The sequence below is a fragment of the Pseudomonas sp. LFS074 genome (assembly GCF_047978165.1).
Taxonomy (GTDB): Bacteria; Pseudomonadota; Gammaproteobacteria; order Pseudomonadales; family Pseudomonadaceae; genus Aquipseudomonas; species Aquipseudomonas putida_P.
Genome location: NZ_JBFPFV010000001.1, coordinates 863799 through 889179, shown reverse-complemented (window position 1 = coordinate 889179; position 25381 = coordinate 863799). Strand labels below are relative to the sequence as shown.

25 protein-coding genes and 1 riboswitch are annotated in these 25381 nt (G+C 62.3%); of the genes, 9 read left to right on the top strand and 16 right to left on the bottom strand.

The features are described 5' to 3' along the window. Window positions 1–269: 269 nt before the first annotated feature. The 6 genes from ACNQP3_RS04160 to ACNQP3_RS04135 all read right to left on the bottom strand — a co-directional run bounded on the left by ACNQP3_RS04160 (window position 270) and on the right by ACNQP3_RS04135 (window position 11026). Window positions 270–962, bottom strand: coding sequence for a sensor histidine kinase (locus ACNQP3_RS04160; protein ID WP_012270520.1), 693 nt, complete (start codon window positions 960–962; stop codon window positions 270–272). After that, a complete protein-coding gene (locus tag ACNQP3_RS04155) occupies window positions 959–2566 on the bottom strand; it encodes a tetratricopeptide repeat-containing response regulator (RefSeq protein ID WP_012270519.1) in 1608 nt (535 codons plus the stop codon). Before ACNQP3_RS04155 ends, ACNQP3_RS04160 begins: the two co-directional genes overlap by 4 nt. Window positions 2567–2725: 159 nt before the next feature. Next, window positions 2726–5443: a LuxR C-terminal-related transcriptional regulator gene (locus ACNQP3_RS04150; RefSeq protein ID WP_060494157.1), complete on the bottom strand. Its 2718-nt coding sequence runs from the start codon at window positions 5441–5443 to the stop codon at window positions 2726–2728. A 292-nt stretch (window positions 5444–5735) separates the two neighbouring features. Next, the gene (locus ACNQP3_RS04145; RefSeq protein WP_012270517.1) at window positions 5736–7100 is read right to left on the bottom strand and encodes a DUF1329 domain-containing protein; all 1365 of its coding nucleotides are present in this window, start codon (window positions 7098–7100) and stop codon (window positions 5736–5738) included. 25 nt (window positions 7101–7125) lie between these two features. Beyond that, window positions 7126–9012: a DUF1302 domain-containing protein gene (locus tag ACNQP3_RS04140; protein WP_012270516.1), complete on the bottom strand. Its 1887-nt coding sequence runs from the start codon at window positions 9010–9012 to the stop codon at window positions 7126–7128. A 331-nt stretch (window positions 9013–9343) separates the two neighbouring features. Beyond that, window positions 9344–11026, bottom strand: coding sequence for a fatty acid--CoA ligase (locus ACNQP3_RS04135; RefSeq protein ID WP_264316828.1), 1683 nt, complete (start codon window positions 11024–11026; stop codon window positions 9344–9346). A 161-nt stretch (window positions 11027–11187) separates the two neighbouring features. Between ACNQP3_RS04135 and ACNQP3_RS04130 the strand changes: the two genes are divergently transcribed. The 3 genes from ACNQP3_RS04130 to ACNQP3_RS04120 all read left to right on the top strand — a co-directional run bounded on the left by ACNQP3_RS04130 (window position 11188) and on the right by ACNQP3_RS04120 (window position 14058). Continuing rightward, a complete protein-coding gene (locus ACNQP3_RS04130) occupies window positions 11188–12153 on the top strand; it encodes a 2-hydroxyacid dehydrogenase (protein WP_012270514.1) in 966 nt (321 codons plus the stop codon). Between the two features lie 54 nt (window positions 12154–12207). Further along, the gene (locus ACNQP3_RS04125) at window positions 12208–13206 is read left to right on the top strand and encodes a class I SAM-dependent methyltransferase (RefSeq protein WP_012270513.1); all 999 of its coding nucleotides are present in this window, start codon (window positions 12208–12210) and stop codon (window positions 13204–13206) included. Between the two features lie 39 nt (window positions 13207–13245). Then, window positions 13246–13385: riboswitch (yybP-ykoY riboswitch) on the top strand. An 88-nt stretch (window positions 13386–13473) separates the two neighbouring features. Next, complete coding sequence (locus ACNQP3_RS04120) at window positions 13474–14058, top strand: TMEM165/GDT1 family protein (protein WP_012270512.1); 585 nt, start codon at window positions 13474–13476, stop codon at window positions 14056–14058. Window positions 14059–14100: 42 nt separating this feature from the next. Here the strand turns inward: ACNQP3_RS04120 and ACNQP3_RS04115 are convergent, their stop codons facing one another. The 4 genes from ACNQP3_RS04115 to ACNQP3_RS04100 form a co-directional block, all read right to left on the bottom strand. Beyond that, on the bottom strand, window positions 14101–14919 hold the full coding sequence (locus tag ACNQP3_RS04115) for a M48 family metallopeptidase (RefSeq protein WP_012270511.1): 819 nt from the start codon (window positions 14917–14919) through the stop codon (window positions 14101–14103). Window positions 14920–14995: 76 nt separating this feature from the next. Continuing rightward, window positions 14996–15616: an SOS response-associated peptidase gene (locus ACNQP3_RS04110; protein WP_060515594.1), complete on the bottom strand. Its 621-nt coding sequence runs from the start codon at window positions 15614–15616 to the stop codon at window positions 14996–14998. Window positions 15617–15631: 15 nt separating this feature from the next. Then, window positions 15632–15892 carry a putative signal transducing protein gene (locus tag ACNQP3_RS04105; RefSeq protein WP_012270509.1) on the bottom strand — a complete coding sequence of 87 codons (261 nt, stop codon included), beginning with the start codon at window positions 15890–15892 and terminating at the stop codon, window positions 15632–15634. Beyond that, entirely contained in the window at window positions 15892–16074 is a 183-nt protein-coding gene (locus tag ACNQP3_RS04100; protein WP_012270508.1) for a CPXCG motif-containing cysteine-rich protein, read from the bottom strand. The genes ACNQP3_RS04105 and ACNQP3_RS04100 overlap by 1 nt, the downstream gene beginning before the upstream one ends. Window positions 16075–16195: 121 nt before the next feature. On the opposite strand from ACNQP3_RS04100, the gene ACNQP3_RS04095 reads away from it, so the two are divergent. Then, entirely contained in the window at window positions 16196–17365 is a 1170-nt protein-coding gene (locus ACNQP3_RS04095) for a 1-acyl-sn-glycerol-3-phosphate acyltransferase (RefSeq protein ID WP_171577254.1), read from the top strand. Between the two features lie 120 nt (window positions 17366–17485). Here the strand turns inward: ACNQP3_RS04095 and ACNQP3_RS04090 are convergent, their stop codons facing one another. After that, window positions 17486–17746 (bottom strand): hypothetical protein, encoded by a 261-nt coding sequence (locus ACNQP3_RS04090; protein WP_060494159.1) that lies wholly within the window; start codon window positions 17744–17746, stop codon window positions 17486–17488. 159 nt (window positions 17747–17905) lie between these two features. On the opposite strand from ACNQP3_RS04090, the gene ACNQP3_RS04085 reads away from it, so the two are divergent. Beyond that, on the top strand, window positions 17906–18112 hold the full coding sequence (locus ACNQP3_RS04085; protein WP_060494160.1) for a hypothetical protein: 207 nt from the start codon (window positions 17906–17908) through the stop codon (window positions 18110–18112). 57 nt (window positions 18113–18169) lie between these two features. On the opposite strand, the gene ACNQP3_RS04080 is transcribed toward ACNQP3_RS04085, so the two are convergent. Continuing rightward, window positions 18170–18754 carry a YajG family lipoprotein gene (locus ACNQP3_RS04080; RefSeq protein ID WP_012270504.1) on the bottom strand — a complete coding sequence of 195 codons (585 nt, stop codon included), beginning with the start codon at window positions 18752–18754 and terminating at the stop codon, window positions 18170–18172. 145 nt (window positions 18755–18899) lie between these two features. On the opposite strand from ACNQP3_RS04080, the gene ACNQP3_RS04075 reads away from it, so the two are divergent. Together ACNQP3_RS04075 and mqo are read left to right on the top strand one after the other, a co-directional pair. Beyond that, the gene (locus tag ACNQP3_RS04075) at window positions 18900–19133 is read left to right on the top strand and encodes a hypothetical protein (protein WP_012270503.1); all 234 of its coding nucleotides are present in this window, start codon (window positions 18900–18902) and stop codon (window positions 19131–19133) included. Between the two features lie 600 nt (window positions 19134–19733). Continuing rightward, on the top strand, window positions 19734–21242 hold the full coding sequence (mqo, locus tag ACNQP3_RS04070) for a malate dehydrogenase (quinone) (RefSeq protein WP_012270502.1): 1509 nt from the start codon (window positions 19734–19736) through the stop codon (window positions 21240–21242). 56 nt (window positions 21243–21298) lie between these two features. Here the strand turns inward: mqo and ACNQP3_RS04065 are convergent, their stop codons facing one another. The 4 genes from ACNQP3_RS04065 to ACNQP3_RS04050 form a co-directional block, all read right to left on the bottom strand. Further along, window positions 21299–21589: a PA4642 family protein gene (locus ACNQP3_RS04065; protein ID WP_012270501.1), complete on the bottom strand. Its 291-nt coding sequence runs from the start codon at window positions 21587–21589 to the stop codon at window positions 21299–21301. A 68-nt stretch (window positions 21590–21657) separates the two neighbouring features. Further along, window positions 21658–22128 (bottom strand): hypothetical protein, encoded by a 471-nt coding sequence (locus tag ACNQP3_RS04060; protein ID WP_012270500.1) that lies wholly within the window; start codon window positions 22126–22128, stop codon window positions 21658–21660. 51 nt (window positions 22129–22179) lie between these two features. Then, the gene (locus ACNQP3_RS04055; protein WP_012270499.1) at window positions 22180–22653 is read right to left on the bottom strand and encodes a WbuC family cupin fold metalloprotein; all 474 of its coding nucleotides are present in this window, start codon (window positions 22651–22653) and stop codon (window positions 22180–22182) included. A gap of 2 nt (window positions 22654–22655) precedes the next feature. Next, entirely contained in the window at window positions 22656–23213 is a 558-nt protein-coding gene (locus tag ACNQP3_RS04050) for a hypoxanthine-guanine phosphoribosyltransferase (protein WP_012270498.1), read from the bottom strand. A 162-nt stretch (window positions 23214–23375) separates the two neighbouring features. On the opposite strand from ACNQP3_RS04050, the gene upp reads away from it, so the two are divergent. Together upp and ACNQP3_RS04040 are read left to right on the top strand one after the other, a co-directional pair. After that, the gene (gene upp / locus ACNQP3_RS04045) at window positions 23376–24014 is read left to right on the top strand and encodes a uracil phosphoribosyltransferase (protein WP_003247366.1); all 639 of its coding nucleotides are present in this window, start codon (window positions 23376–23378) and stop codon (window positions 24012–24014) included. Window positions 24015–24016: 2 nt separating this feature from the next. Next, window positions 24017–25291, top strand: coding sequence for a uracil-xanthine permease family protein (locus ACNQP3_RS04040; protein ID WP_012270497.1), 1275 nt, complete (start codon window positions 24017–24019; stop codon window positions 25289–25291). The last annotated feature ends 90 nt before the right edge of the window (window positions 25292–25381 follow it).

The following is a 25381-nucleotide window of genomic DNA, read 5'->3' as shown; positions in this document are numbered from 1 at the left end:
TGTGAGATCGAGCGCCGCCCGCGCGGCGCATCGCGAGCTGGCGCTCGCTCCTACGCTTGTTTCGGGCCAATTGTACCAGCGAGATTTGCGCGCGAACCCTCTGGTGCATGTCTTGATATTGTGCCGTACGAAAAAAAGCGGTCGCGCGCGTCTGTAACAGGCATAACTGGCCCGAAACAAGCGTAGGAGCGAGCACCAGCTCGCGATGCGCCGCGCGGGCGGCGCTCGATCTGAAGGGCGCTGAAAATCCAACGCCATGCTCTGCCGGCCTAAGGCAGGAACAACCTGAACAACCCACCCCCCAGCGCCCCGCCATTGGAGATCTCGATCCGCCCGCGCACCCCGCCGCTTTCATGCAGTGCCGCGATCCGCGCCGCGAAGTACAGGCCAAGGCCGGTGCTGCCGCTGGTCGAGTCGATGCCCTGGATGTACTCCTCCTGGCGCTCGAGCATGTGCTTGGGATAACCCGGGCCGTCATCGTTGACGCAGATAGCCAACTGGTTGTCGGCCTCTTCGATGGTAATCAGCAAGGCGTGCCCGGCAAAGCGGGTGGCGTTGGTGATGACGTTGGCGATTACCGAGGCCACCAGCTCACGGTCGAAGAAGCCAAGCGGGTTGTCGGTGTCGATGCGCCAGGTGGCGAGGATGTCGTTGTGCTTGAGCACTTCCTGGTGCGCCGCCAACTGCGCTTCAATGAAATCATCCAGTTCGTGGTAGTCCGGGCACACCGGCAACTGGTTGATGCCCAGTTTGTACAGCCCAAGCAGCTGTACCAGCATGCCGTTGAGGTGGCGAAACTCGTGCTCCATGATCCCCTGCTCGGCACCACCGCGCAGCTCTTCGGGCAAGCGCTCCACCCACTGGCTATGGGACTGGATCAGCGCTGACAGAGAGCTTTTGAGGTCGTGCACGGTGGAGGCGATCACCGTGGAAAAATCCAGCCCCTGATTGTCTTGATTCATGCGCCGAACACTCGGATGTGCAGTTTGCGGTAACGGTCATAGCGATTGTCGCTGGCAGGGATACCGGCGACGCTGGTCAAGGCGTCCTGGCATTCCTGCATGATCGCGGGCTGAGGGTTGTCACCGCCGATGCGCAGCAGCGCCTGGGCGGTGTTGAGGGCGATGCTGATGTTCTTCGGCTGCATACCCAGCGCTTTGCGGAACAGTTGCAACGCCTCGCCAAGCTGCCCTCCCTGGTAACTGCGTACACCCTGGCGATTGAGGGTGACCGCTTCGGTAATGGCGTTGAGCACGCTGGGGTCGTCCGTCAGCTTGCCCACTTTTTCCATGACCTTCGGGTCATCGCCATAACTTTCCACACAGCTCTTCAGCACGCCGATGGCGGCGGCTTCCTGCCCCATTGCCTGCAACTGCGCAGCAACGGTCAGGGCCGAATCGACCGAGAAGAACTGGTTCATCTTGTCCAGGCGCTGGATCGCCTGTTCGGTCAGCTTGCCGGCTGTTTCCGGGTCGCCCGCCTGCTGCAGGCTGGCAGCCTTCATCATCCGCGCACGCACTTGCAAGCCCTGGTCCTCGGGGTTTTCCTTGGCCACTTCGCTGAGCGTGGTGTTGATTTCGACACGGGTACGGGCATCCAGGCCGAAGCCTGCGTTCTTGCTCATCAGCGCCTGCACCAGGCCGAGGTTGTTTTCGGCATCCTTGTAGCGCGAGCTCTGGCCCTGATTCACCGCATGGCGGAACGCCTTCGATGCACTCTCGAAGTCTTCGTTTTCCAGCGCCAGCTTGCCCAGCGTCGATTGCCGACGCACAGACAGAGGCGATAAACGTACGGCTTCTTCAAGCAGGTTCTGCGCGCGTCGGGTATCACCCTGAGCCACCAGCACCTCGGCCATGCCATCGTAAAGGCCTGGCATGATCGGGAACGCCTTGAGCGCCTGCTCGTAGACACCTTGGGCCTGGGCGTTCTGGCCACGCTTGTGCATCAGTGCGCCCAACGCGGCGTACACCCACGGCTGCGGGCGGCTGGCCAGGATGGCCTTGAGGAACTTTTCAAGTTCCTCAAAACGGTTGAGGTTGCGCAGGGCATCGGCCCGGTAGCGCAAGCACAGCGGTGCCAGGCGCGGGTCCTTCTTGCACAACTCGGCACAAGCGGCCAGCACTTCAGCCGGGCGATTGCGGTCCAGCGCCTGCAGGATCGGTTTGAGCAGCGTCTTGCGCTGGAACAGTTTCTCGACGCGCTGCGCCAGGCCAACCCGGTTGAAGGGTTTGGTCAGGTAAGCATCGGGCTCGTGCTCGATGGCGCTGAGCACGATGGCCTGGCTACTCTCGGCAGTGACCATGATGAACACGCACTCATGGCTGATGTGCTTGTCGATGATCAGGTCTTCGAGCACCTGTTGGCCGTTCTTCTTGCCGTCACCCAGGTGGAAGTCCTGCAGGATGAAGTCATAGCGCTTCTGCGCGCACATGCGCAGCGCCTGCTCGCCGCTGTCAGCGGTGTCCACGTCGCGCACGCCCAACTCACGCAACATGGAACGGGTCGACGTGCGAAAGTCGGTAAAATCGTCGACGATCAGAAAGCTCTTTTGCCCGTACTGCAGCATCAACACGACCTGCCTTGGAATGATTGAAAAATCGCGCGAGGCGATGCCACCGATCGCTGTATCGGCAGCCGGTCGGGAAAGATGAGGGTAGAGCATTACCGGCCACAAACCATGGCCTCATGCCATCACTTTAACGAGCAATGACCTGCAGAGCCAGTATCACGCCAGCAACCCCAGCGTTTTTGCCTTTGCCACCGCCTGGGTGCGTCGCTCAACCCCCAACTTGCTGTTGATGTGGCTGGCGTGGGTCTTCACGGTGTGCAAGGAAATGAACAGCCGCTCGCTGATCTGCTGGTTGGAACAGCCCTGGGCAATCAGTTCGAGCACGGCCAGTTCGCGGCCGCTCAGCGCCTCGCCGGTGCCTGTGCTGGCGGAGGGCACTGGCGGCAGGTGCTTGAGCAGTTCGGCTTGAACCGGGCAAGCGGCCGCTGGCTGCAGTTGCTCATGAAGCCATTGCGGGTGCTTTTCCAGAATTGGCTGGAACGGTTGCAGCACACCGCCATGGGCTGCCTCCAGCAAACCTGGCAGCAACTGCGCGGCCTGCCCTTCCCTGCCTTCGTCCAGCAGTTGGGAAAGCCATTGGCAAAGGGCACTGACGGTGAGCATCATGCCGCCACTGGCCTGGCCACGCGCTACCAGGCTTGCCAGGCGTTGCACGGCATCCTCGCCACGCAACTGGATGCGCTCGAGCAAAGCCTGCTGCAACGCAATATGCAACGGCAGCAGCGGGTGGAACTCCGGTGCTGCTGCCGGTTGCTCGCCACCGTAGGTCTGGCCCAGACGCAGCAGCCAGGACTCGGCCAGATCGGTTCGCCCCTGGGCCAGCCACAGTTCGCATTTGACCAGGGTAATCATGGCCAGGTAATAGACCGGGGGCACATCCCAGATATGCATCAGGCGCTCGGCCTCGGCCAATTCGGCAAAGGCTTCGGCAAAGTGCCCTTCCCGGCCATCGAGCGTGGCAATCACGCAATGACCGATGAGCACACTGATGTCTCGGCACGCCCGCGCCTCGCCCAGCCCTGCACGCAAGCGTGCTCGGCCCTGGGCCGGCTGCAGGCGTGAGACCAGCAGGTAGCCTTCGTAAAGCGTCAGGCGCGCACGCACGGCATACAGCCGCTGCGCCGAAAGCCCCTGCAGGCGTTGCAGGCCCTGGCGCACTTCGTCCAGTGCGCGCAGCACCTCGCCACGGGCGTGCAGCACTCGCGCCCGGTCGTAATGGGCCAGGGCCTCGAACAACGGGTTGCCGACCCGTTGGGCCAGCTCCAGGGCTTCGCGGTTCCAGCCTCGGGCCCGCCAGAAGTCTCCATCGGCAATGGCCAGGTTGGACAGCGTCGACAAACACACCAGGCGTTGGCCATAACGCTTGCTCGGCAGGCTCTGTAGCGCCTCGCCGCAATAGGCCAGGGTGCGTTCGCGGTCGCCACGGCCACGGGCAATGACCCCACTCAGCGCCAGCCACTGGGCCAGCATCGACTTTTGCGCGGTTGCCGAAGGCGCGGGTAGAAAACGGCTGAGGTAGCCGGCCAGTTCCTCGGCTGCGTCCAGCTGGCAAGCCAGGCCCAACGCCCAGCTGTACAGCACGATCAACCGTGGCGTGCTGATCAGCAGGCTGTCGGGCAGGTCCATCTTCCAGCGCAGCAACATACCGACGTTCTGTTCGGCCAGCAGTTGCTCCTCGGACAGGCTCTGCACCAGGTCTGCGGCGACATCCAGGTGGCCGGCACGCAAGGCCTGCTCCACAGCTTCGTCCAGCAGGCCCTGGGTTTCGAACCAACGGCAGGCCCGTATGTGCAGGCCAGCTAGCGGCTCGCTGGCCTGGCGGCTGCGCAACAGGTCGGAGAACAAGTGGTGATAGCGGAACCAGTGGCCATGCTCGTCCAGCGGCACCAGGAACACCTGATGCGCCTGCAGGAAGCGCAGGATCGCGGCACTGTCGTGGCGGCCCCGCAGCGCATCACATAGCGGGGCGCAGAAACGCTCCTGGCAGGCGGTTTCGTACAAGAAGGCCTGCACGTCCACGGGCAGCATGTCGATGACTTCTTCGAGCAAGTAGTCGCGGATCAGGCCCTCGCCGCCATGCAGCGCCTGGGGCAAGGCTTGCTCGTCAGCGCTGTCGCTGGCCGCCAGCTGCCAGAAGCGCAACCCGGCCACCCAGCCGTCGCTGCGCTGAATAAGGTTGTCCAGGGCCTGACCGCGCAGGCCCGTGGGCTGGCGGCCAATCACTGCCAGCGCCTCATCCGCGGTGAGGCGCAGGTCCTGCTCGTTTAGCTCGACCAGCTGCCGTGACAGGCGCAGGCGCGCCAGGTGCCAGTCTGGCCGCTGGCGGCTGGTAACCAGCAACACAAGGCCGGGGGGCAGGTGATTGAGGAAGAACTGCAGGCAGCGGTCAAGCACCGGCCCCTGGGCCAGGTGATAGTCGTCCAGCACCAGCAGCAGCGGCGTATCGGCTTGCAGGTACAGCGCCAGCTCGTCGAGCAGGCCGTCGAGCCACTCTTCGAAGGCGAACGGCTGGTGGCGCTGGCGCATTTTCAGCAGCCCCATGGCCTGGCCGCCCAGTGCTGGGCAGTACTGCTGCAGGCCTTCGAGCAGGCGTTCAAGGAAGCGGCCAGGGTCGGCGTCGCGCTGGCTCAGGCCTAGCCACAAGCTGCGCCAGTGTTCGGGCAGCGCTTCGGAAAATTCGATGGCCAGGGAGCTTTTGCCGAAACCTGCCGGGGCATTGACCAGCAGCAGCCGCCCGCCCAGGCCGGCGTGCAGACGCTGACACAGACGCTGGCGCGGCACATGGCCGTCCGGCAACGGAGGCCGGAAGAAACGCCCGTCCAGCAGGCCCAGGGCCTGACTCGCGAATCCATGCGTACGGGACAGATCTGTCATGGCCGGCTCGTTCTGGTTGGAAGACTACGGCGGTATGGATGTTTGCGAGACTAGCGGGTAACGCGGCGCATTTGAAGATGATGGGCGCAATTGCCACGGAAAAGACTGCGACAAAAAGCAACATGGCTGATGGACAGAGGCCGTAGCGGGGGTGTGGGTGGGTATTCAGCAGATTTATTGCCTGTTCTGGCCTCTTCGCGGGCAGGACCGCGTAGAGGCCAGAACAGAAAAATAGAAACGCCCCGGCAAGCCGGGGCGTTCTGGGGATCACACGGAGTTAGTGGTGTTCAGCTTAGCGAATACCCGACTGGCGCAGCGCCGCTGGTTGGAAGTCGGCCTTGCTGGCACTGAAACCGAAGTCGTAGGCACGCTTCTCTTCGTTCTTCATGCCCAGGGCCAGATAACGACCGGACTGCAGGTCGTAGATGGCTTCCAGGGTGTACCACGGCACCTCGACGTTGTAATACGGCTGGGCGTGGGCCTCGGACACGCGCCACAGCTGGCCACGGCCGTCGTACTGGTCGATGACGGCAGCCTGCCAGGTGTCTTCATCGATGTAGAAGTCTCGCTTGGCATAGATGTGTCGCTGGCCCGGTTTGAGGGTTGCGACCACGTGCCACACGCGGCGCAGCTCGTAACGGGTCAGGTCCTGGTTGATGTGCCCGGCCTTGATGATGTCGGCATATTTCAGCTTGGGGTCATCGAGTTTGAAGGCGTTCGACGCGATGTACAGCTCCTTCTTGCCTTCCAGCTTCCAGTCATAGCGGTCAGGTGCACCGTTGAACATGTCCAGGTTGTCGGAGGTACGCAGGCCATCGGCAGCGGTACCCGGGCCGTCATAGGACACTTGCGGCGCCTGGCGCACGCGACGCTGGCCGGCGTTGTAGATCCACGCCTTGCGCGGCTCCTTCACCTGGTCGAGGGTTTCGTGCACCAGCAGCACGGTCCCAGCCAGGCGCGCGGGCGCGGTCACTTCCTGCTTGAAGTAGAACAGGATGTTGCCTGGGTTGTTCGGGTCGTAGTCCTTCATCTTGTCACGGAAGACGAACTGGTCGGAGAAGTACACCGGGTTGAACGAGCCGTTCTGCTGCGGCGTAGCTTGGGTGACCAGGCGGCTGACACTGCCGCCACGGTAGCGGGTGATGTGGTTCCAGATCACTTCCAGGCCGGTTTTCGGGATCGGGAACGGTACCGCCGTGCGGAAGTTGTTCAGGCCGTTGCCGCCCTCGACCAGGGTGGTCTTGGTGGCGTTTTCCTTGATGGCCGCGAACACATCGGCCGGGACGGTTGAACCTCGATGGGTTTTGAACACCGGGATCTTGAAGGTGTCCGGGTAGCGCTTGAGCATGGCCAGCTGGCCTGGCGAGAGCTTGTCCTTGTACTGGTCGGCGTTTTGCGCCGTGATGGTGAACAGCGGCTTGTCACTGCCGTACGGGTCGGACAGGAAGCCCTTGCCGTCGACGCTGCCCGCCGTTTTCGACAGCGGCTCCCACGCGCCGATGGAGCCGTCGGCATTGCCGGCCTTTTCCGCCCCCATTGGGGTCAGGGTGCTACCCAGCTTGGCCGCCTCGTCAGCGGATACCGCAGCCATGACACTGGTCGCCAGCAGGGACAGGCCCAGCACACCGGCTTGCAGCAGACTTCTGGTCTTGTTCATGTCGTGTCGTCCTGGATCTGAATGCTTAGAAGTTCACGCCGAAGCTGAGGGCGACGAAGTCGCGGTCATCCACGGTGCTGTACTTGCCGTCGAAGAAGTTGGTGTACGACAGGCTTGCCGTGTAGGTGTTCTGGTATTCGGCATCCAAGCCCAGGCTGACAGCCTTGCGGCCTTCCTCGAAGTTGGCGCCAGGGCCCGGCGAGTAGCCGGACACGTCATGCGACCAGGCCACGCTCGGTTTCAGGTTCACCCCAGCGAATACGTCGTTGTAATCCCAGATGACACGGGCGCGATAACCCCAGGACGTGCTGGTGGTGTAGCCATCGTTCTCGCATTTGCGGTTCAGGTTGGTGGTGGATGCACCGGCACCGGCGCCGGCGATGGTGCTGGCGTTGAGCGCCTGGCAGGTGTCCGCTCCGCCCGTGGACGGCAATGGGCCAGGGCCGAACACCGGGTCGCGGCCATAACGGGTATCGTGCGCATTCTCCAGGCCGCCGACGTGGGTGACGCCCAGTTCGCCCACCACGGTCATGCGGCTAGCGCCCATCACTTGGTCGAAGAAGTGCGTCAAGGTGGTCTGGAACTGGGTGATCTCTTTACGGCGATAGCCGTGCAGGTCCTGGCCCGGTGTACCCGCCAGCAGCGAAGCATTGGTCAGTGCGCCGCCCAGAGGACGAACACCGGCAAACAGGATATCGGTGGTGTTCAACTGTACCGGCGCGTTGGGCCGGTAGCTGATCTCACCGCTCCATGCCGTGCCGGTTGGCAAGGTGGTGGAGAAACTGAGGCCGTAGAGTCGAATATCTTCCGGGTACTCGACGAAGTACTGCGAATTACCCGCCACGATCAAGGGTGCCAAGGCTCGCAGCTGTGCCGGCAGGCCGGCGATACCGGAGAACACCGAAGCCGGGGCGCCGGTGGCGCTGAAGATTGGCGCACGGCTGTGGTAGTTCATGAAGTAGGCACCGAATTCGGTGTCCAATGGCTCGAACATGTAGCGCATGGCCACGCCGAACTGCCCGCTGTCACGCGCGTCGCGGTCAGCGCCACGGCGCACCATCACACCCTCTTCGTTGATGTTCACGCCCTGGGTAGCAAGGAATTGCTGGGCCGCGCCCGGCACCGTACGGCTGCTGTTCAGCACGCGCAGGTTGTCGGTACAGCCGTCGGCAATGATGTCCGGCTGCGAGAAGAAGGTGCCGCAGTTGTCGACGACCGTCTGGTCCCATTCAAGCTGGTAGAAGGCCTCAGCCGACAGGTTGTCGGTCAGGCTCTGGGAGATGTAGAACATGTTGACCGGGATCAGGCCTTCCTTGATCTCGGCCCCTGGGCGGCGAAACGCCGACACGTCGATGGGGTTGATCGAGTTGATGCCGCCGCCGATGAAGGTACTTTCACCCCAGCTCACCACCTGCTTGCCAAAGCGCACCGAACCGGGCTGATCGCCGATGGAGTAGTTGTGGTAGACGAAGGCGTCGAGCAGCTCGGCGCCGGACGACTTGGCGCCCTCCTTGCGGTTGGAGTCGCTGATGTCCTTGAACTCGCGGCCTTCGTCCTTCAGCTCGAAGTCGTACCAGTACTTGCCACGCACGAACACGCCGGTGTCGCCGTACTTGAGCTCCAGGTCATGGATGCCTTTGAATATCTTGGAGAAGGTTTCGCCCTTCTTGAAGTTCAGGTGGCCATCGTCGGATGTCTGCGACAGGCCCTTGCCGCCGTTGTTCACCCCGATCAGGTTCTTGTTGGGGTTGGCCGTCGACCAGCTGGCGCCGATGGAGAGCGACGAGTCGAACTGGCCTTCGATTTCACCCATGTTGAAGCTGACAGCGAAAGCAGGACTTGCGAGCGTGGAAGCAAGGCTGACGGCCAAGGGCAACTTGGCCCGGCGCCAGAACAGGTTTGCAGATTTCATCGACGCTACTCCATGTACTTTATTGTTATGGCAGTGAGTCCTTTCAAGAACGGCCCGAGCGACCGGTTTGCAGGTTTGCACCCGCGGCGACACGGCTTGCGCGTGTTGCCCTCCCCCATTCCTGAAAATCCCCTGGCCCCGACTATAGCCAGCAAGGCACAGGCGCTTGATCCCTCTAAAGTGTGATTTGCGCTCCATGCCGCCAACTCGCTGCTATTTGTCCCGATTGCGTGCTGGCAGTGCTCAAGGATGGCGCATTTTTGCCATTTGGCAAGGCGCCAGCCTCTCTAGCATGCGGGTCGCGTTCTGACGCACACGACCCGCAAAGCAGTTACAAGGTGGAAAGGAACGCGCTGTTGCTGGCCTGCCATTGGACGATGTCCTGGCGGATGCGTTTCTTGTCGAGCTTGCCGACGCTGGTCTTGGGAATTTCAGTAACAACGGCGATCTGGCTTGGAATCGCCCACTTGTTGATGTGACCTTGCTCGACAAACGGCTTGAGGTGCTCCTTCAGCGACTTGGCGTCGATGGCGTGGCCATCACGCACCACCAGCAGGGCAAACGGACGCTCACCCCATTGCGGGTCGGCCACCCCCACCACCGCCACTTCGCGCACCGCCGGGTGGCGGCTGACCAAGTCTTCCAGGTCGAGTGAGGAGACCCACTCGCCACCGGTCTTGATCACATCCTTGATGCGATCGCGGATGTCGATGTAACCCATACCGTCGAGGGTGGCGACATCGCCGGTGTGTAGCCAGCCACCCTGCCACAGCTCCTCGCTCTTTTCCGGTTCCTTGAAGTAACCCATGGTCAGCCACGGCGCACGCAACACCAGCTCGCCTTGTGTCTCACCGTCTGCTGGCAGGAAGTTACCGTCGCCATCGACGATGGCTGCCTCGACCAGTGGCACCGGCACACCGGCCTTGATGCGGTAGGTAACACGCTCATCCTCGCTGCCGGCCTGCAACTCATCGTTAAGGTGGGCGGCGGAGATCAGCGGGCAGGTTTCCGACATGCCATACGCAGCAGTCAGCTGGATGCCACGTGCCAGAGCGGCCTGATACAACGAGCGGTTGAGCGAGCTGCCGCCAATGATGATCTTCCAGCCGCCGAAATCCTGCCCTTGCGAAGCCGGGCAGTTGAGCAGCATCTGCAGGATGGTCGGCACGCAATGGGAGAAAGTGACCTTCTCCTCGCGCCAGAGCTTGACCAGCATGTCTGGCTCGTAGCGCCCAGGGTACACCTGCTTCATCCCGAGCATGGTGGCAGCGTAAGGGATGCCCCAGGCATGCACATGGAACATCGGAGTGATCGGCATGTACACGTCGTTACTGCCCAGCAGCCGCACGCTGTCGATACTGCCGGTGACCGAGGCCTCGGCCAGTGTGTGCAGCACCAGCTGACGATGACTGAAATACACACCCTTGGGGTTACCGGTGGTGCCGGTGGTGTAGAAGGTGGTGGCCACCGAGTTCTCGTCGAAGTCAGGGAAGTCGTAGCGCGGGCTGGCGGCGGCCAGCAGTTGCTCGTACTCGCCGACCAGGTCGGGCAAATCGGCGGTCTTGTCCGGGCCGTCGGTCAGCAACAGGGTCTTGTCGACGGTGGTCAACTGCCCGGCGATGGCCTGGTACAAGCCGACGAAGTCGCTATTGAGCAGCACCACGCGGTCTTCGGCGTGGTTCATGGTGTAGAGGATCTGCTCGGGCGACAGGCGCACGTTGATGGTGTGCACCACGGCGCCGATCATCGGAATGGCGAACATGCATTCCAGGTAACGGTGGCTGTCCCAGTCCATCACCGCGACGGTGTCACCGGCCTTTACCCCGGCCTCGGTCAGCACATTGGCCAGGCGTGCGATGCGCTCGTTGAGCTGTGGATAAGTGAGCCGCAACTGGTCGCGGTAGACGATTTCGCGGGTCTTTTCATAGCGGCAGCCAGACATCAGCAGGCGTTTGATCAGCAGTGGGTAGGCGTAGGCGCCCTCGGCGGGCTTGATGATGCGGGTCTGCAACATGGGTATCCCTTTTCTGAAAAGCGGGCCAGACAAATGTGGTAACCACTGTAGTTCGCCAATGTGACGGCTAAATCAGCCGAAGGAATGATTTGGCTACGCGGGGTATGAGTGGCATTGTCCGAGTGATGGATCATCCCTGCCCTGCCAACGGAGCCTTACTGATGCCCAGCCCGCGTCGCGCTGTGTTTCTCGACCACCAATCCCTAGATCTTGGTGACCTCGACCTTTCCCCGTTACGAAGCCAGTTCGATGAGCTCGAACTGTTCGATGCAACCCGCCCGGACCAGGTAAGCCAACGCCTGCAGGGCGCCGTCGCGGTGGTCAGCAACAAGGTCATGCTCGACGCCGCGACCCTGGCCGCCAACCCGCAGCTCAAGCTGATTCTGGTGGCCGCCACCGGCACCAACAATGTCGACTTGGCAGCAGCCCGCGCCCAAGGCATCACGGTGTGCAACTGCCAGGGCTACGGCACGCCGTCAGTCGCTCAGCATACCCTCGCCCTGTTGCTGGCCCTGGCGACGCGTCTGTGCGACTACAACCAGGCGGTTGCCGACGGCCAGTGGGCCAAGGCCAGCCAGTTCTGCCTGCTGGACTTCCCCATCGTCGAACTGGAAGGCAAAACCCTCGGCTTGCTCGGCCACGGCGAACTGGGCGGCGCGGTGGCACGGCTGGCCGAAGCCTTCGGCATGCGCGTGCTGAGCGGACAGATTCCCGGTCGCCCGGAGCGCGCCGACCGGTTGCCGCTTGACGAACTGCTGCCGCAAGTCGATGCGCTGACCCTGCACTGCCCGTTGAACGAGCATACCCGGCACATGCTCGGCGCTCGCGAACTGGGCCTGCTCAAGCGCAATGCACTGGTTGTCAACACTGCCCGTGGTGGCCTGATCGACGAACAGGCACTGGCCGACGCCCTGCGCAGTGGCCACCTGGGCGGCGCGGCCACCGACGTGCTGAGTGTGGAGCCGCCGGTCAATGGCAACCCATTGCTCCAACCCGACATCCCGCGCCTGATCATCACCCCGCACAGCGCCTGGGGCGCGGTGGAATCGCGCCAGCGCATCGTTGGCCAGCTCAGCGAAAACGCCCAGGCCTTCTTCGCTGGTCAGCCACGCCGCGTGGTCAGCTGAGCCCGGCGCCGGCCTCTGCTACACTGCGCCACTTTTTTCCAGGAGGCGTCGTCCATGGACCCGCGCAGTGAAGTGTTGCTCCGCCAGGCAGAGCTGTTCCAGGGGCCGCTGCTGATCGCTGGCGCCCCCGCCGACGACCTGCTCGGCCAGTTGCCCCAGGCCCAGGCCTGGACCTGGCATGCCGGCGATCAGGCCATGCTCGACAGCCGCTTTGCCGGCCGCAGCCACTATGCGGTCGAGCCGCCCGACCTGCCCTTCGACAGTGCCGTGCTGTTCCTGCCCAAGTCCCGCGAGCTGGCCGCCTACCTGCTCAACGCCCTGGCGTCGCGCCTGGCCGGCCGCGAGCTGTACCTGGTCGGCGAAAAACGCGGCGGCATCGAAGGGGCGGCCAAGCAGCTGCAGGCCTTTGGCAAGCCACGCAAGCTGGACAGCGCTCGCCATTGCCAACTGTGGCAAGTGACCATCGACCAGGCACCGCAGGCAAAACCGCTGGAAAGCCTGGCCGAGCGCTTCGAGCTGGCCCTGGAAGACGGCCCGCTGCAAGTGGTCAGCCTGCCGGGTGTATTCAGCCATGGTCGCCTCGATCGGGGTACCGCCCTGCTGCTCAAACACCTCGATGGCCTACCCGACGGCCACATGCTGGACTTTGGCTGTGGTGCCGGGGTGCTGGGTGCCACGCTCAAGCGCCGTTACCCACAAAGCCGGGTGACCATGCTGGATGTGGATGCCTTCGCCGTGGCCGCCAGCCGCCTGACGCTGGCCGCCAACGGCCTGGAAGGCGACGTGATCAGCGGAGATGGCATTGACGCAGCCCCCACCGAACTGAGCCTTATCCTGAGCAACCCGCCGTTCCACACCGGCGTACACACCAATTATCAAGCTTCGGAGAACTTGCTGAAAAAATCAGCCGTTCATCTGCGAAAAGGTGGCGAAATGCGCCTGGTGGCCAACAGCTTCCTGCGCTACCAGCCGCTGATCGAAGGGGCATTGGGCAACTGCCAGGTACGCGACGAGGCCGATGGTTTCCGCATCTATCAGGCAACGCACGGATAAAAACAGCGCTTGCCGAAAGCGTTTTGCCTAGGCAGAATCCGCACCGTCCTAGGGGAGTAGTCTCCCGCGAGCACCCAGCTCGCCCGGTACGCGTCAACATACTTGGTCCACAGACCATGGCGCGTGCGACCCGCCATGCCAGCCTGCATGGAGAGATCCGCATAGACGGATCCAGGGTTTGACAAGACCTATGACACGCACACCTTACCCGGGGCGGGGAGGCTGTACGTGTCATAGCCGTGTCGACCCGCCCCCGTAGGAATCCTGATGCTGGAATCTCTGCTGGTCCCCACCGCTATCGTTGCCCTCGCCGAAATCGGCGACAAGACGCAACTGCTCGCGCTCATTCTCGCGGCTCGCTTTCGCAAACCCTGGCCGATCATCGCCGGCATCATCGCCGCCACCTTGGCCAACCATGCGGCGGCCGGTGCCGTAGGGGCGTGGTTCGGCAGTTTCTTCAGCGACTCGGCACTGCACTGGATCCTGGCCGCGAGCTTTACCGCCACAGCGCTGTGGACCCTGGTACCGGACAAGATGGATGACGACGAGAACCCGGCACGCCGCTTCGGGCCGTTCCTGACCACGCTGATTGCGTTCTTCCTGGCCGAAATCGGTGACAAGACCCAGGTTGCCACGGTGATGCTGGCAGCACAGTACCCGCACCTGATCATGGTCATCCTCGGCACCACCCTGGGCATGCTGATTGCCAACGTGCCGGTGGTTCTGGCGGGTAACTTCGCGGCAGACAAACTGCCGTTGACGCTGATTCGTCGCCTGGCGGCCACGGCGTTCTTCGTCCTGGCGATCGTGGCCGTGTACTCGGCAATGAAGGCCAGTGGCTGGGTAGGTTAAGCAGGGAAGCGGGGCCGCAAAGCGGCCCCAGGGTTCACACAGTTACGGCTTGGCCGCGGCCTGATACAGCGGCATCACCTTCGGAATTGCCGCCTGCAGCGAAGCAATGCGGCTTTCCGACGCCGGGTGAGTGCTCATGAACTCAGGCGGTGCACCCTCGGAAGCCTTGCTCATCTTGTTCCACAAGGTGATCGCGGCATTCGGGTCATAACCGGCACGCGCCGACAGCTCCAGGCCAATCAGGTCGGCCTCGTTTTCGTTGGCCCGGCTGTTGGGCAAGGTCATGGCGTAGTTCACCACGGTGTCGGCCATGGCCATGCTGCTCTGGCCGAGGCCGAAGATGGCACCGGCACCCTGACGGGCCATTTCCACACCGTACGCCTTGGACATGGCCTCGCGGCTGTGCTCACGCAGGGCGTGGGCAATCTCGTGCCCTACCACTGCGGCAATTTCCGCATCGCTGAGCTTGAGCTGATCGATCAGGCCGGTATAGACGATAATCTTGCCGCCCGGGCCGCAGTTGGCGTTGAGTTCGTCGCTCTTGATCACGTTGACTTGCCAGTCCCACTGCGCGGCATCCGGGCGGAACTTGGGCGCCTGGGCGATCAGTCGGTTGGCAATGACCTGCACCCGCTTGGCATCGGCACTGGACTTGTCGAGCACACCCTTGCTCGAGGCCTCACCCAGGGTTTGCTGGTACGACTGGGCGTACATCTGGTTGACCTCATCGGTCGAGAGCATGCTGAACATGTACTGCTGACGCTCGACGCCAACAGCACCTCCGCTGGTGGTGTTCACCGCCTGGCAGCCGGCCAGCAGGATGCCAGCACTCAGCAGGCTGACGACAAAAGACTTACGCATGAAAACACTCCCTATCCACATGCGGCGTATCCTAGGCCGAGTCGCCATTGGCTGCCATAGCCACAGGGAAGATTTATCAAACCGGGGTGAGGCACTCCGGCGCATCCAGTTTCGGGTCATTGACGAAATTGGCCAAGGCCCGCTCACGCAACACCGCAGGCGGGCTGGCCAGCAGCTCGTGCAGGCGGGCAATTGGCGTATCCGGGTCAAGCCAGGCCGCCTGCCCGGCCTCATCCAGTATCAGCGGACGGCGCTGGTTCATGGCCGCCTGGGTCACCACCGCGCAGCTCAGCCACACCTGGTCCTGCACCGGGTAGGCTTCCCACACCGCCGCGAAGTACAGCGAGGCGCCCTCCCCCGGGGTCAACCAGTATGGGCGCTTACGCACGCTGCCCCGCCACTCGTAAAAGCCGTTGGCCGGCATCAGGCAGCGGCGCTGGCGAAATGCTTCACGAAACATCGGCTGCTCTGCCAGGGTTTCAGCGCGGGCGTGGGCCGGGGTGCGGGACAGGTCGGTGAGCCAGGCCGGGGTCAGCCCCCAGCGCGCCTTGACCAGTTGCTGCTGGCCGTCGAGCTGACGCTGGATCAGCACCGAAGCCCCGGGCGAGATATTCCATTGGGCCGGCTGACCGACGGGAAAGCCCGGCAGACTGGCAAGGGCCTGGGGCCAGCGAAACAGGGCGTAACGTCCACACATGGGCGAATTCAGAACCTAGCAGATCAAGGTACCGGGGAAACTCTCCGGTTCGTCGCCAACCAGTGGCTGGGCGTCATTGTACGCATCGATCAGTTGCCGTGCGTACTCGGCCTGCTCATCGGCCACCGCAAGCCCCAGCAGCCCTTGCAGCGGCAGCTCGCCCACACCGCCCATCAAGTCACGGCCCACCAGTTGCACGTCGACGCCCTCACTGGCCAGCATACCGACCAGCATTTCGGCTTCGAGCAGGTTTTCCGGTTCGTAGATCCGCCGCATCAGTCATTCTCACCAAAGACATCCAGCATCCACTCCTCGCCATGCACCTGCAGCACGAAACGGATAGGCTTGCAGCACACCTGGCAATCCTCGATGTACTCCTGATCGCCACCGGACAGGTCCACCGTGGTTTCGACTTCTTCGCCACAATAAGGGCAATCGTAGATCGCAGTTTCCAGCATCGCGGCCTCCGGGGTGACTTATGCGTATAATTGCCGGTCTGTTTACAGGGCCTATGTGCGTCCGAGCCGTTTTTCGGAGCCCGCCCCTACCTATTACCCTAGCCGTTTCCAACAAGAGAGCATGATGGGCGAATTCGATGCCATCCGACCGTACGACGACGCTGAGGTCCCTGCCGTTCTGGCACGCCTGCTCAGCGACCCGGCATTCCTCGATATCCTCACCCACTTCCGCTTCCCGCGTGCGGCTGGTGCTCTCGGCTGGTTGCTCAAGCCGTTGATTGCACGCCGCCTGCGCAAGGAATTCGCCGGCGTCACCTGCGTTTCCACCCTGCAGGACAAAGTCGAGTATTACGTCGACCAGACCATCGACCGCGCCACTGACGGCGTTACCTATTCCGGCGTGGAACAACTCAAGGCCGGCACCGCCTACCTGTTCCTGGCCAACCACCGCGACATCGTCATGGACCCGGCCTTCGTCAACTACGCGGTGTACCATGCCGGCCTGCCCACGCCACGCATCGCCATTGGCGACAACCTGCTGCAAAAGCCCTTTGTCAGCGACATGATGCGCCTGAACAAGAGCTTCATCGTGCACCGCTCGATCAGCGGCCGGCGTGAGAAGCTGGCGGCTTACCAGCTGCTTTCGGCCTATATCAACCACTCGATCCGTAACGATGCTACGTCGATCTGGATCGCCCAGGCAGAAGGCCGGGCCAAGGACGGTGACGACCGCACCGACTCGGCGATCCTCAAGATGTTCCACATGAGCCGCAAGGACGAGCCGTTCGGTGCGGTGATCCAGAGCCTGAACCTGACGCCGGTGTCGATCAGCTACGAATACGACCCGTGTGACCAGGCCAAGGCCCGCGAGCTGTACATCCGCGCCACCACCGGTACCTACAAGAAGGCGCCAGGCGAGGACGACAACAGCATCGCCAAGGGCATTACCGGCTACAAGGGCCGGGTGCACATCAACTTCGCCCCGCCAGTGACCGCATACCACGAAGACACCAAGCAGCTGGCGTCGGAAATCGACCGGCAGATTCTGGGTGGCTACCGGCTGTTCCCGGTGCATTACCTGGCGTATGCGATGTGGGATGCCAAGGATGAGGCGTTGCAGGTGCCGAGTGCCGAGAAGGTGTTCCCGACGGATGAGCTGGCAAAAGCCAAGGAAGAATGGCAGCGCCGTCTGGATGCCTGCCCTGAAGAGCAGCGGCCATACCTGGTGTTGCAGTATGCGACGCCGGTGCGTAACCAGTATCAGGTCAAGCAGCAGGCACCTGTGGCCTGAAGGATTGTCGGGGCTGCTTTGCAGCCCAATCGCGACACAAGGCCGCTCCTACAGGGGACCGCGATCTCCTGTAGGAGCGGCCTTGTGTCGCGATGGGCCGCAAAGCGGCCCCAATGGTTCTCAGACCCAGGTACTGAACCAGGACAGCAACAACGCCATCGCCAGGCACGAAAAACCGAGAATATAGAAGTACTTCGGCACCCGCAGGTCGAACGCGTCCACTACCCCTTCGTCCACAGCCATGTATTCGCGGGTCTCGGCCTCGCGTCGCCGTGCACTGTGCAGCAGCAAACCGCCTGGGCAGGTCAGCAGCAGCGCCAGCAGGTTGATCAACTTGGTGGGATGGGCGGCCAAAAACCCCCAGAGCACTTGCAAGGACATCACGCGACCTCGGTGTGAGCAGCGGCAAAGGCCCGCATTCTACCCAAGTCGATCTCCGGCGCCCGGTATGGGCGACAAAGTGTCATTAAATTTCATCTGTCATCCGCTCGTCATCTGAGCAGGCCACCCTGTCGGCCTTTCATGACCCGGAGCTTGTTCATGCTGCACGCCGAAAACCAGGACCGCCTCTACCTCGTTGCCCAGAGCGATGAACAACAGGCGTTGATCGATGGTTTTGCCATCAATGTGCAGGACCGCCAGTGGCTGGTCTACTGTGCGCTGGGCGGGCATATGCATGAAGACTTGCCCGAGGTGGATACCGGGACTGGTTTCAGCTTGCTGGATTTTCACATTGCAGCAGCTTGAGCCAGCAATAAAAAAACCCGCTGCCTGGCAGCGGGTTTCTTTTATGCGCCTAAACGCTTACTGGCCCAGCACCTGCCCAATGGTTGGGTCCTTGAACATGCGGGTCAAGGCATCGCTCAGCACGTCGCCCACCAGTTGGGTGTTGGTGTCCTGATTCGGCGCCATGCCGAAACGCTGGTCCAGCGAAGCACCGTAACGGCCGCTGTAGCTGCGACCGCCGTTACGTACGTCGGCACGGAAGGTGGCGCCGATGGTGGCCTCGGTCACGTACAGGTTGTCTTTCGGCGACTGATATTTCAGTTCGGCCAGGGTCACGGTCAGCTGTGGCGCGTTGTAGGCGTTCGCCGTCGGGGTGAAGCCGAGCAGGCGCACAGCGGCTTCGGCTTGAGCCTGCAGCTTGGGCACCACGTCGTTACCGCTGACGCTGATGGTGCTGGTTTCGGGGTACATGCCACCGCGAGTGCCCAGGGACTGCGATGGGCGGCCATCAACTACCCGGACCACCACTGGCTGGCCATGGCCGACCGGGGCGAGCTGGGCCTTGAGCGTGGGTTGCGGGTTGAGTTGTTGCGGGCTGTGGGCACAACCGACCAGGCTGAGGCTGGCCACGGCGATCAAACCGAACAACAGACGTTGCAACATGCGCGTTTCTCCAGAAAATGCGGCAAAGGCCCACAGTATACCTAGCCAGGCACAGACCAGTCATCGGCCAGCCTCGCTTGTCACAATCGTTTCATGGCCACGCCCTTATCCTTGCGCCAAGCCCTAACGCAAAGGACTCACTGCCATGGCCTCGCTCTGGACTCTGCTCTTCCAACGCCCGCGCCACAACGCCTACGCCCGCCTCGACGCCCAAGGCAAATGCCTGGCCTTCAAGCAATGCAGCCAGGCGCCAAGCGGCAGCGGCTGGGTCCAGGTCGGTGAAATTCAGCTGGCCTGGCTGGGCCGCGAGCTGCCCGCCGACGCCCGTGTTTGCGCGCGTGCAAGCCGCCGTTGGCATCAACGCCTCCTCGCGGCCTGACAAACGCTGCAATAAAAACCACGAATGGCGACATTTCTGCCCGCGACATCGCTATAATCTCCCCCCGATTATAAGGACGTCTCCTGATCGGGCCCCGCACTCGCCGATTGACCCCGGCAACTTCACCGCTTCGCCCACAGAGAGCCTTCCACTCAGGTCTTGCATCGGCTGTCGTGCCTGCTTTTCCGGCCCTTCACACTGCATGAACCTGCGGGTTGCCATCGCGCAGTCCCCTTTTGAGGTTCACGTCTCCAAAAGAGCGTGAAAAAACGGTTTTCACAACTTCACAAGAGTGTGGCGAGCAAATGAACAGTCTGGCATGTGCAAAAGCGGCAGATGTGTCCCGAACAGCCCTGAACAGGCGGCAAATGCGCTCATCCCGTATGAGTGTCTGAACCGTTCCATAACGCACGCACGACACCTTGACCATAAGTCGAATTGCCGCACCTGTGGCAAACGGCGTTCAATACACGAACCCGAAGACTGATTGGCGGTGTCCGCGGAAGTTGCAAGAACTGCGAAAAGTCGGACATGGCGACCCTGGCAAACCCAGGTCCTATGCTGTCAATTAGGTAGCTGTAGATTGTGGAGACGCGTTAAATGGCGCAGAACGAATCGGTTGATGTGGTACTGGTAGGCGCGGGCATCATGAGTGCCACCCTGGCCGTACTGCTCAAGGAGCTTGACCCGACCCTGAAGCTTGAGGTCGTCGAGGCGATGGACTCCGGAGCCGCGGAAAGCTCCAACCCCTGGAACAACGCAGGCACCGGCCACGCCGGCCTGTGCGAGCTGAACTACACGCCGCAGGCCGCCGATGGCAGCATCGACATCAAGAAGGCCGTGCACATCAACACCCAGTTCGAGGTTTCGCGCCAGTTCTGGGCCTACCTGAGCAAGAAGGGCAACTTCGGCTCGGCGCGTGCTTTCATCAACCCTGTCCCACACCTGAGCTACGTCGAGGGTGACAAGGGTGTTTCCTTCCTCAAGAAGCGCTTCGAGCTGCTCAAGCAGCACCACGCCTTCCATGAGATGGAATACACCGAAGACAAGGCCGTGATGAACGACTGGATGCCGCTGATGATGCCTGGCCGCCCGGCCGACCAGCACATCGCCGCTACCCGCGTGGCCAAAGGCACCGACGTGAACTTCGGGGCACTGACCAACAAGCTGCTCAAACTGCTGGGTGACTCGCCGGACGCGCAGGTCAAATACAGCAAGAAGGTTGTCGGCCTGCGCCGTAATGGCAGCGGCTGGACCGTGAGCATCAAGGACGTCAACAGCGGCGGCAGCCGTGAAGTCGACGCCCGCTTCGTCTTCCTCGGTGCTGGCGGCGCGGCCCTGCCGCTGCTGCAATTGTCCGGCATCCCGGAAAGCAAAGGCTTCGGCGGCTTCCCGGTCAGCGGCCAGTGGCTGCGCTGCGACAACCCGGAAATCGTCAAGCAGCACCAGGCCAAAGTGTACAGCCAGGCCGCCGTAGGTGCCCCGCCGATGTCAGTTCCGCACTTGGACACCCGCGTAGTGGACGGCAAGACTTCGCTGCTGTTCGGCCCCTATGCCGGCTTCACCACCAAGTTCCTCAAGCACGGTTCGCTGATGGACCTGCCGCTCTCGGTGCGCATGGGCAACATCGGCCCGATGCTGGCCGTGGCCCGCGACAACATGGACCTGACCAAGTACCTGGTCAGCGAAGTGATGCAGTCGATGGAGCAGCGCCTGGAAGCCCTGCGTCGCTTCTATCCACAGGCCAAGGCCGAAGACTGGCGCCTGGAAGTGGCTGGCCAGCGCGTGCAGATCATCAAGAAAGACCCGAAAAAAGGCGGCGTGCTGCAGTTTGGTACCGAGCTGGTCTCGGCCCAGGACGGCAGCCTGGCCGCGCTGCTCGGCGCATCGCCGGGTGCCTCGGTGACCGTGTCGATCATGCTGGAACTGATCGAGCGCTGCTTCCCCGAGCAGGCCAAGGGTGCCTGGGCTGCCAAGCTCAAAGAAATCTTCCCGGCTCGCGAGAAGACCCTGGCAACCGATGCCGCCCTGTACCACAAGATCAGCGCCGACAACGACGTGGCGCTGGAGCTGGTAGAAAGCAGCCCGGCAGCCAAGCATTACGCCTGATCCGCCCGGTAACGAAAAAACGCCCCTCGGGGCGTTTTTTTGTGGCTGGACCTTGGTCAGCCGCGGGCGTTGTCGATAATCTCGATGTACTCAGGTGCATTGCGCTGGTCGGCAATCTGCTCGACGAAGGTTTTGCCGTGCTCGTCCTTGCCATCCAAGTCCAGGCCTGCTTCGACGAAGAAACCGACAAATCGCTCGAAATCGTCGACGCGCAGGCCACGGTAGGCTTTGACCAGCTTGTGCGCCGACGGCGAGGTCACACCATCGGCCGGCTCGAACTGAAGGAACGACTTGATGTAGTCGTCGCTGATTTCGTCACCGATTACCTGTTTCTTGTCTTTACGCATTGCCGACTCCAACTGGACCATCACGGAATTTCGAAGGCCGGCAGTTTACCCCCCGCAGGCTACGCGCCTCAACGCGTACGTACGGTACCGGTGTGCAGGTCGGCCCAGATGTGGCCGTTGCCGTAGGTGAGAAATTGCACGTACAGGGTTTCGTTGCGCAACAGGTCCATGATTACGCGGTAATCGCTAACCGGGTAATTCAGGCTCAAGGTGCGGCTTTTTTCGTCATACACGGGCTTTTTAAGGCTCTTGGCGGCTTCACCGTCGAAGGTCAGCAGCACCTGAGCGATGGTCGCGCCCTTGCTCAGCGGTTTGCCCTTCAGGCGCACCTGCAACGACGAGGTGATCGGGATCGGTTGCTGGTCGGACTGGCGCTGGGCACCTACGACCACCGAATAGTCGGTCACTTGCAGCAATTGCTGGCTGGTCGGTGCTTCCTGGCGCAGGGACTGATCATCGGGTGGCAGGAACTGGCTGTGCAGTGGTGCGGCGGCGAGTGGCAGGCTGACGGCCAGCAGGAGGGGAAGAATCGCACGCATGTGAGGCTCCTTGTATGAAGGAGCACTCTAGCATGCCGGGTACAAGCAACATCAATCGAACTGCGCAAGCATCCAGGCCTGGTATTGGGCGACGCCGTCTTCGCCTTCACGTGGCGCCCAGTGTGCATGTTCACCTTCGCCCACCGGCCGGTATGGGCCGGCCTTGCATTCGAACAGGATGCTGTCCGGCTCCAGCACCACCAACCCATGGTAGGTACCGGGCGCCAGGTCCACACCCAGACAGTCGCCACCCGCTTGCAGCACCCGCTTGTCGGTCACGGCGCCCTGCTCGTCGAAGATCAACAGGCCGAAGCGCCCCTTGAGCACGAGCAAGGTCTCCGCCTTGTCGTCGCTCAGGTGGCGGTGCGGTGGAATGTAGGTGCTCGGCTGCAGCCCGACCGCCATGCGGTGGCAAGGATCTTCCATTTCATGGAAGTTGTGGTGCTGCCGCCCACGCGGGTTGGCAGCAGCCTTTTCGGCCAGCCCGGCGAACAGCGATTGGTCGATGAACGCAGGCTGGCGCATGGTCACAGCCCCTTTACGGCGAAGATGCCGTTAGCGTTGCGCCAGTAACCTTTGTAGTCCATGCCATAGCCGAAGATGTAGCGATCGACACAAGGCAGGCCTACGTAGTTGGCTTTGAGGTCCGGGCTGGCCTTGCGGTCGTGATCCTTGTCGATCAGCACTGCGGTGTACACCGAGCGCGCGCCGGCATGCTTGCAGAACTCGATGATGGCGCTGAGGGTGTGGCCCTCGTCGAGGATGTCGTCGACGATCAGTACGTCGCGATCGATGAAAGAGACTTCCGGCTTGGCCTTCCAGAACAGCTCACCGCCGCTGGTCTGGTTGCGGTAACGAGTGGCATGCAGGTACGAGGCTTCCAGCGGGAACTGCAGGTGGGTCAGCAGTTTGCCGGAGAAGATCAGGCCGCCGTTCATCACGCAGAACACCACGGGGTTCTTGTCGTGCAGGTCCTTGCAGATTTGCTCGCCGACATTGGCGATGGCCGCTTCGACTTCGGCTTCGGTGTACAGGCAGTCAGCTTCACGCATGACTTGACGGATATGCTCGAGATCGGCGGACATGGCGCTCTCCGGGGGGTGCATTTTGGAAAAGCGGGCAAAGGTACGCATCCGCTCGTCACAGATCAAGCATTTATGGACTAACGTCCAGAATGACCAGACGACAGCACAGGCTGAATAGATTAATCTAGCGCGGTTTTTTTGCCCGCCTTTCGGAGCCCCCCTATGCCCACTCGTGAGATCCGCCATCCGCTGATCCGCCACAAGCTCGGCCTGATGCGCCGTGCCGATATCAGCACCAAGAATTTTCGCGAACTCGCCCAGGAAGTCGGCGCGCTCCTGACGTATGAAGCCACCCAGGACCTGCCCCTCGAAACCTACGAGATCGATGGCTGGTGTGGCAAGGTCTCGGTTGAAAAAATCGCCGGCAAGAAGATTACTGTAGTACCGATCCTGCGCGCCGGCATCGGCATGCTCGACGGCGTGCTCAGCCTGATCCCTGGGGCGAAGGTCAGCGCCGTCGGTGTTGCCCGTAACGAAGAAACCCTCGAAGCCCACACCTACCTGGAAAAGCTCGCGCCGGACATCAACCAGCGCCTGGCCCTGATCATCGACCCGATGCTGGCCACCGGCGGCTCGATGGTCGCCACCATCGACCTGCTTAAAAAGGCCGGCTGCAAAGAGATCCGCGCCATGGTGCTGGTCGCCGCGCCAGAAGGCATCGAAGTGGTGGAAAAAGCCCACCCGGACGTGAAGATCTACACCGCCTCGATCGACCAGCGCCTGAACGAACACGGCTACATCGTGCCGGGCCTGGGCGATGCCGGTGACAAGATCTTCGGCACCAAGCAAAAGGACGCCTGACCATGCAGGACGGCTTCAACGACCCGCTGTGGCGCCAGGTCGTTTCGGGCGCGCAGATGCTCTTCGTGGCATTCGGCGCGCTGGTGCTGATGCCCCTGATCACCGGCCTCGACCCGAACGTCGCGCTGTTCACCGCCGGCATCGGCACGCTGCTGTTCCAGCTGGTCACCGGCCGCCAGGTGCCGGTGTTCCTGGCCTCGAGCTTTGCCTTCATCACCCCGATCATCCTCGCCAAGGGCCAGTTCGGCCTGGCCGAGACCATGGGCGGCGTGATGGCTGCAGGCTTCGTGTACACCTTCATGGGCCTGATGGTAAAAATCAAAGGCACCGGCTTCATCGACCGCATGCTGCCACCGGTGGTGATCGGCCCGGTGATCATCTCCATCGGCCTGGCCATGGCGCCAATCGCCGCCAATATGGCGATGGGCAAGGGTGGCGACGGCGCGGCACTGATGCCGTACAAGACCGCCATGCTGATCTCCATGCCAGCCCTGCTGACAACCCTGGTCGTCGCCGTGTTCGGCAAAGGCATTTTCCGCCTGGTACCGATCATTTCCGGCGTACTGGTGGGCTTTGCCCTGTCATTCGCCTTTGGCGTGGTCGACACCGCCAAGATCGCCGCTGCACCGTGGCTGGAAATTCCCAATTTCACCGCACCTGCGTTCAACTGGCAGGCCATTCTGTTCATCGTACCGGTTGCCTTGGCGCCAGCGATCGAGCATATCGGCGGGGTGATCGCGGTCGGCAGCGTGACTGGCCGTGACTACCTGAAAAAACCCGGCCTGCACCGCACCCTGCTGGGTGATGGCCTGGCTACCACTGCAGCCGGCCTGTTCGGCGGCCCGCCCAACACCACCTACGCCGAAGTGACCGGCGCGGTGATGCTGACCAAGAACTACAATCCGAAGATCATGACCTGGGCGGCGATTTTCGCCATCACACTGGCATTCATCGGCAAGTTCGGCGCGCTGCTGCAGAGCATTCCGGTACCGGTGATGGGCGGTATCCTGTGCCTGCTGTTCGGCTCGATTGCGGCAGTGGGCATGAACACCATGATCCGCCACAAGATCGACCTGGCCGAAGCACGCAACCTGGTGATCGTGTCGGTGACCCTGGTGTTCGGCATCGGCGGCGTGCTGATCGGCAGTGGTGACGGCCCGGATGACTGGGGCCTGAAGGGCATCGCCCTGTGCGCCATCGTGGCTATTGCCCTGAATCTGATCCTGCCGGGCAACGATGGCTGGAAGCACAAGAAGCTGGATGACCAGTTGCCTTAAGATCGCGGGGCTGCTCTGCAGCCCTTTCGCGACACAAGGCCGCTCCTACAGGGGATCGCGATCTGCTTGTAGGAGCGGCCTTGTGTCGCG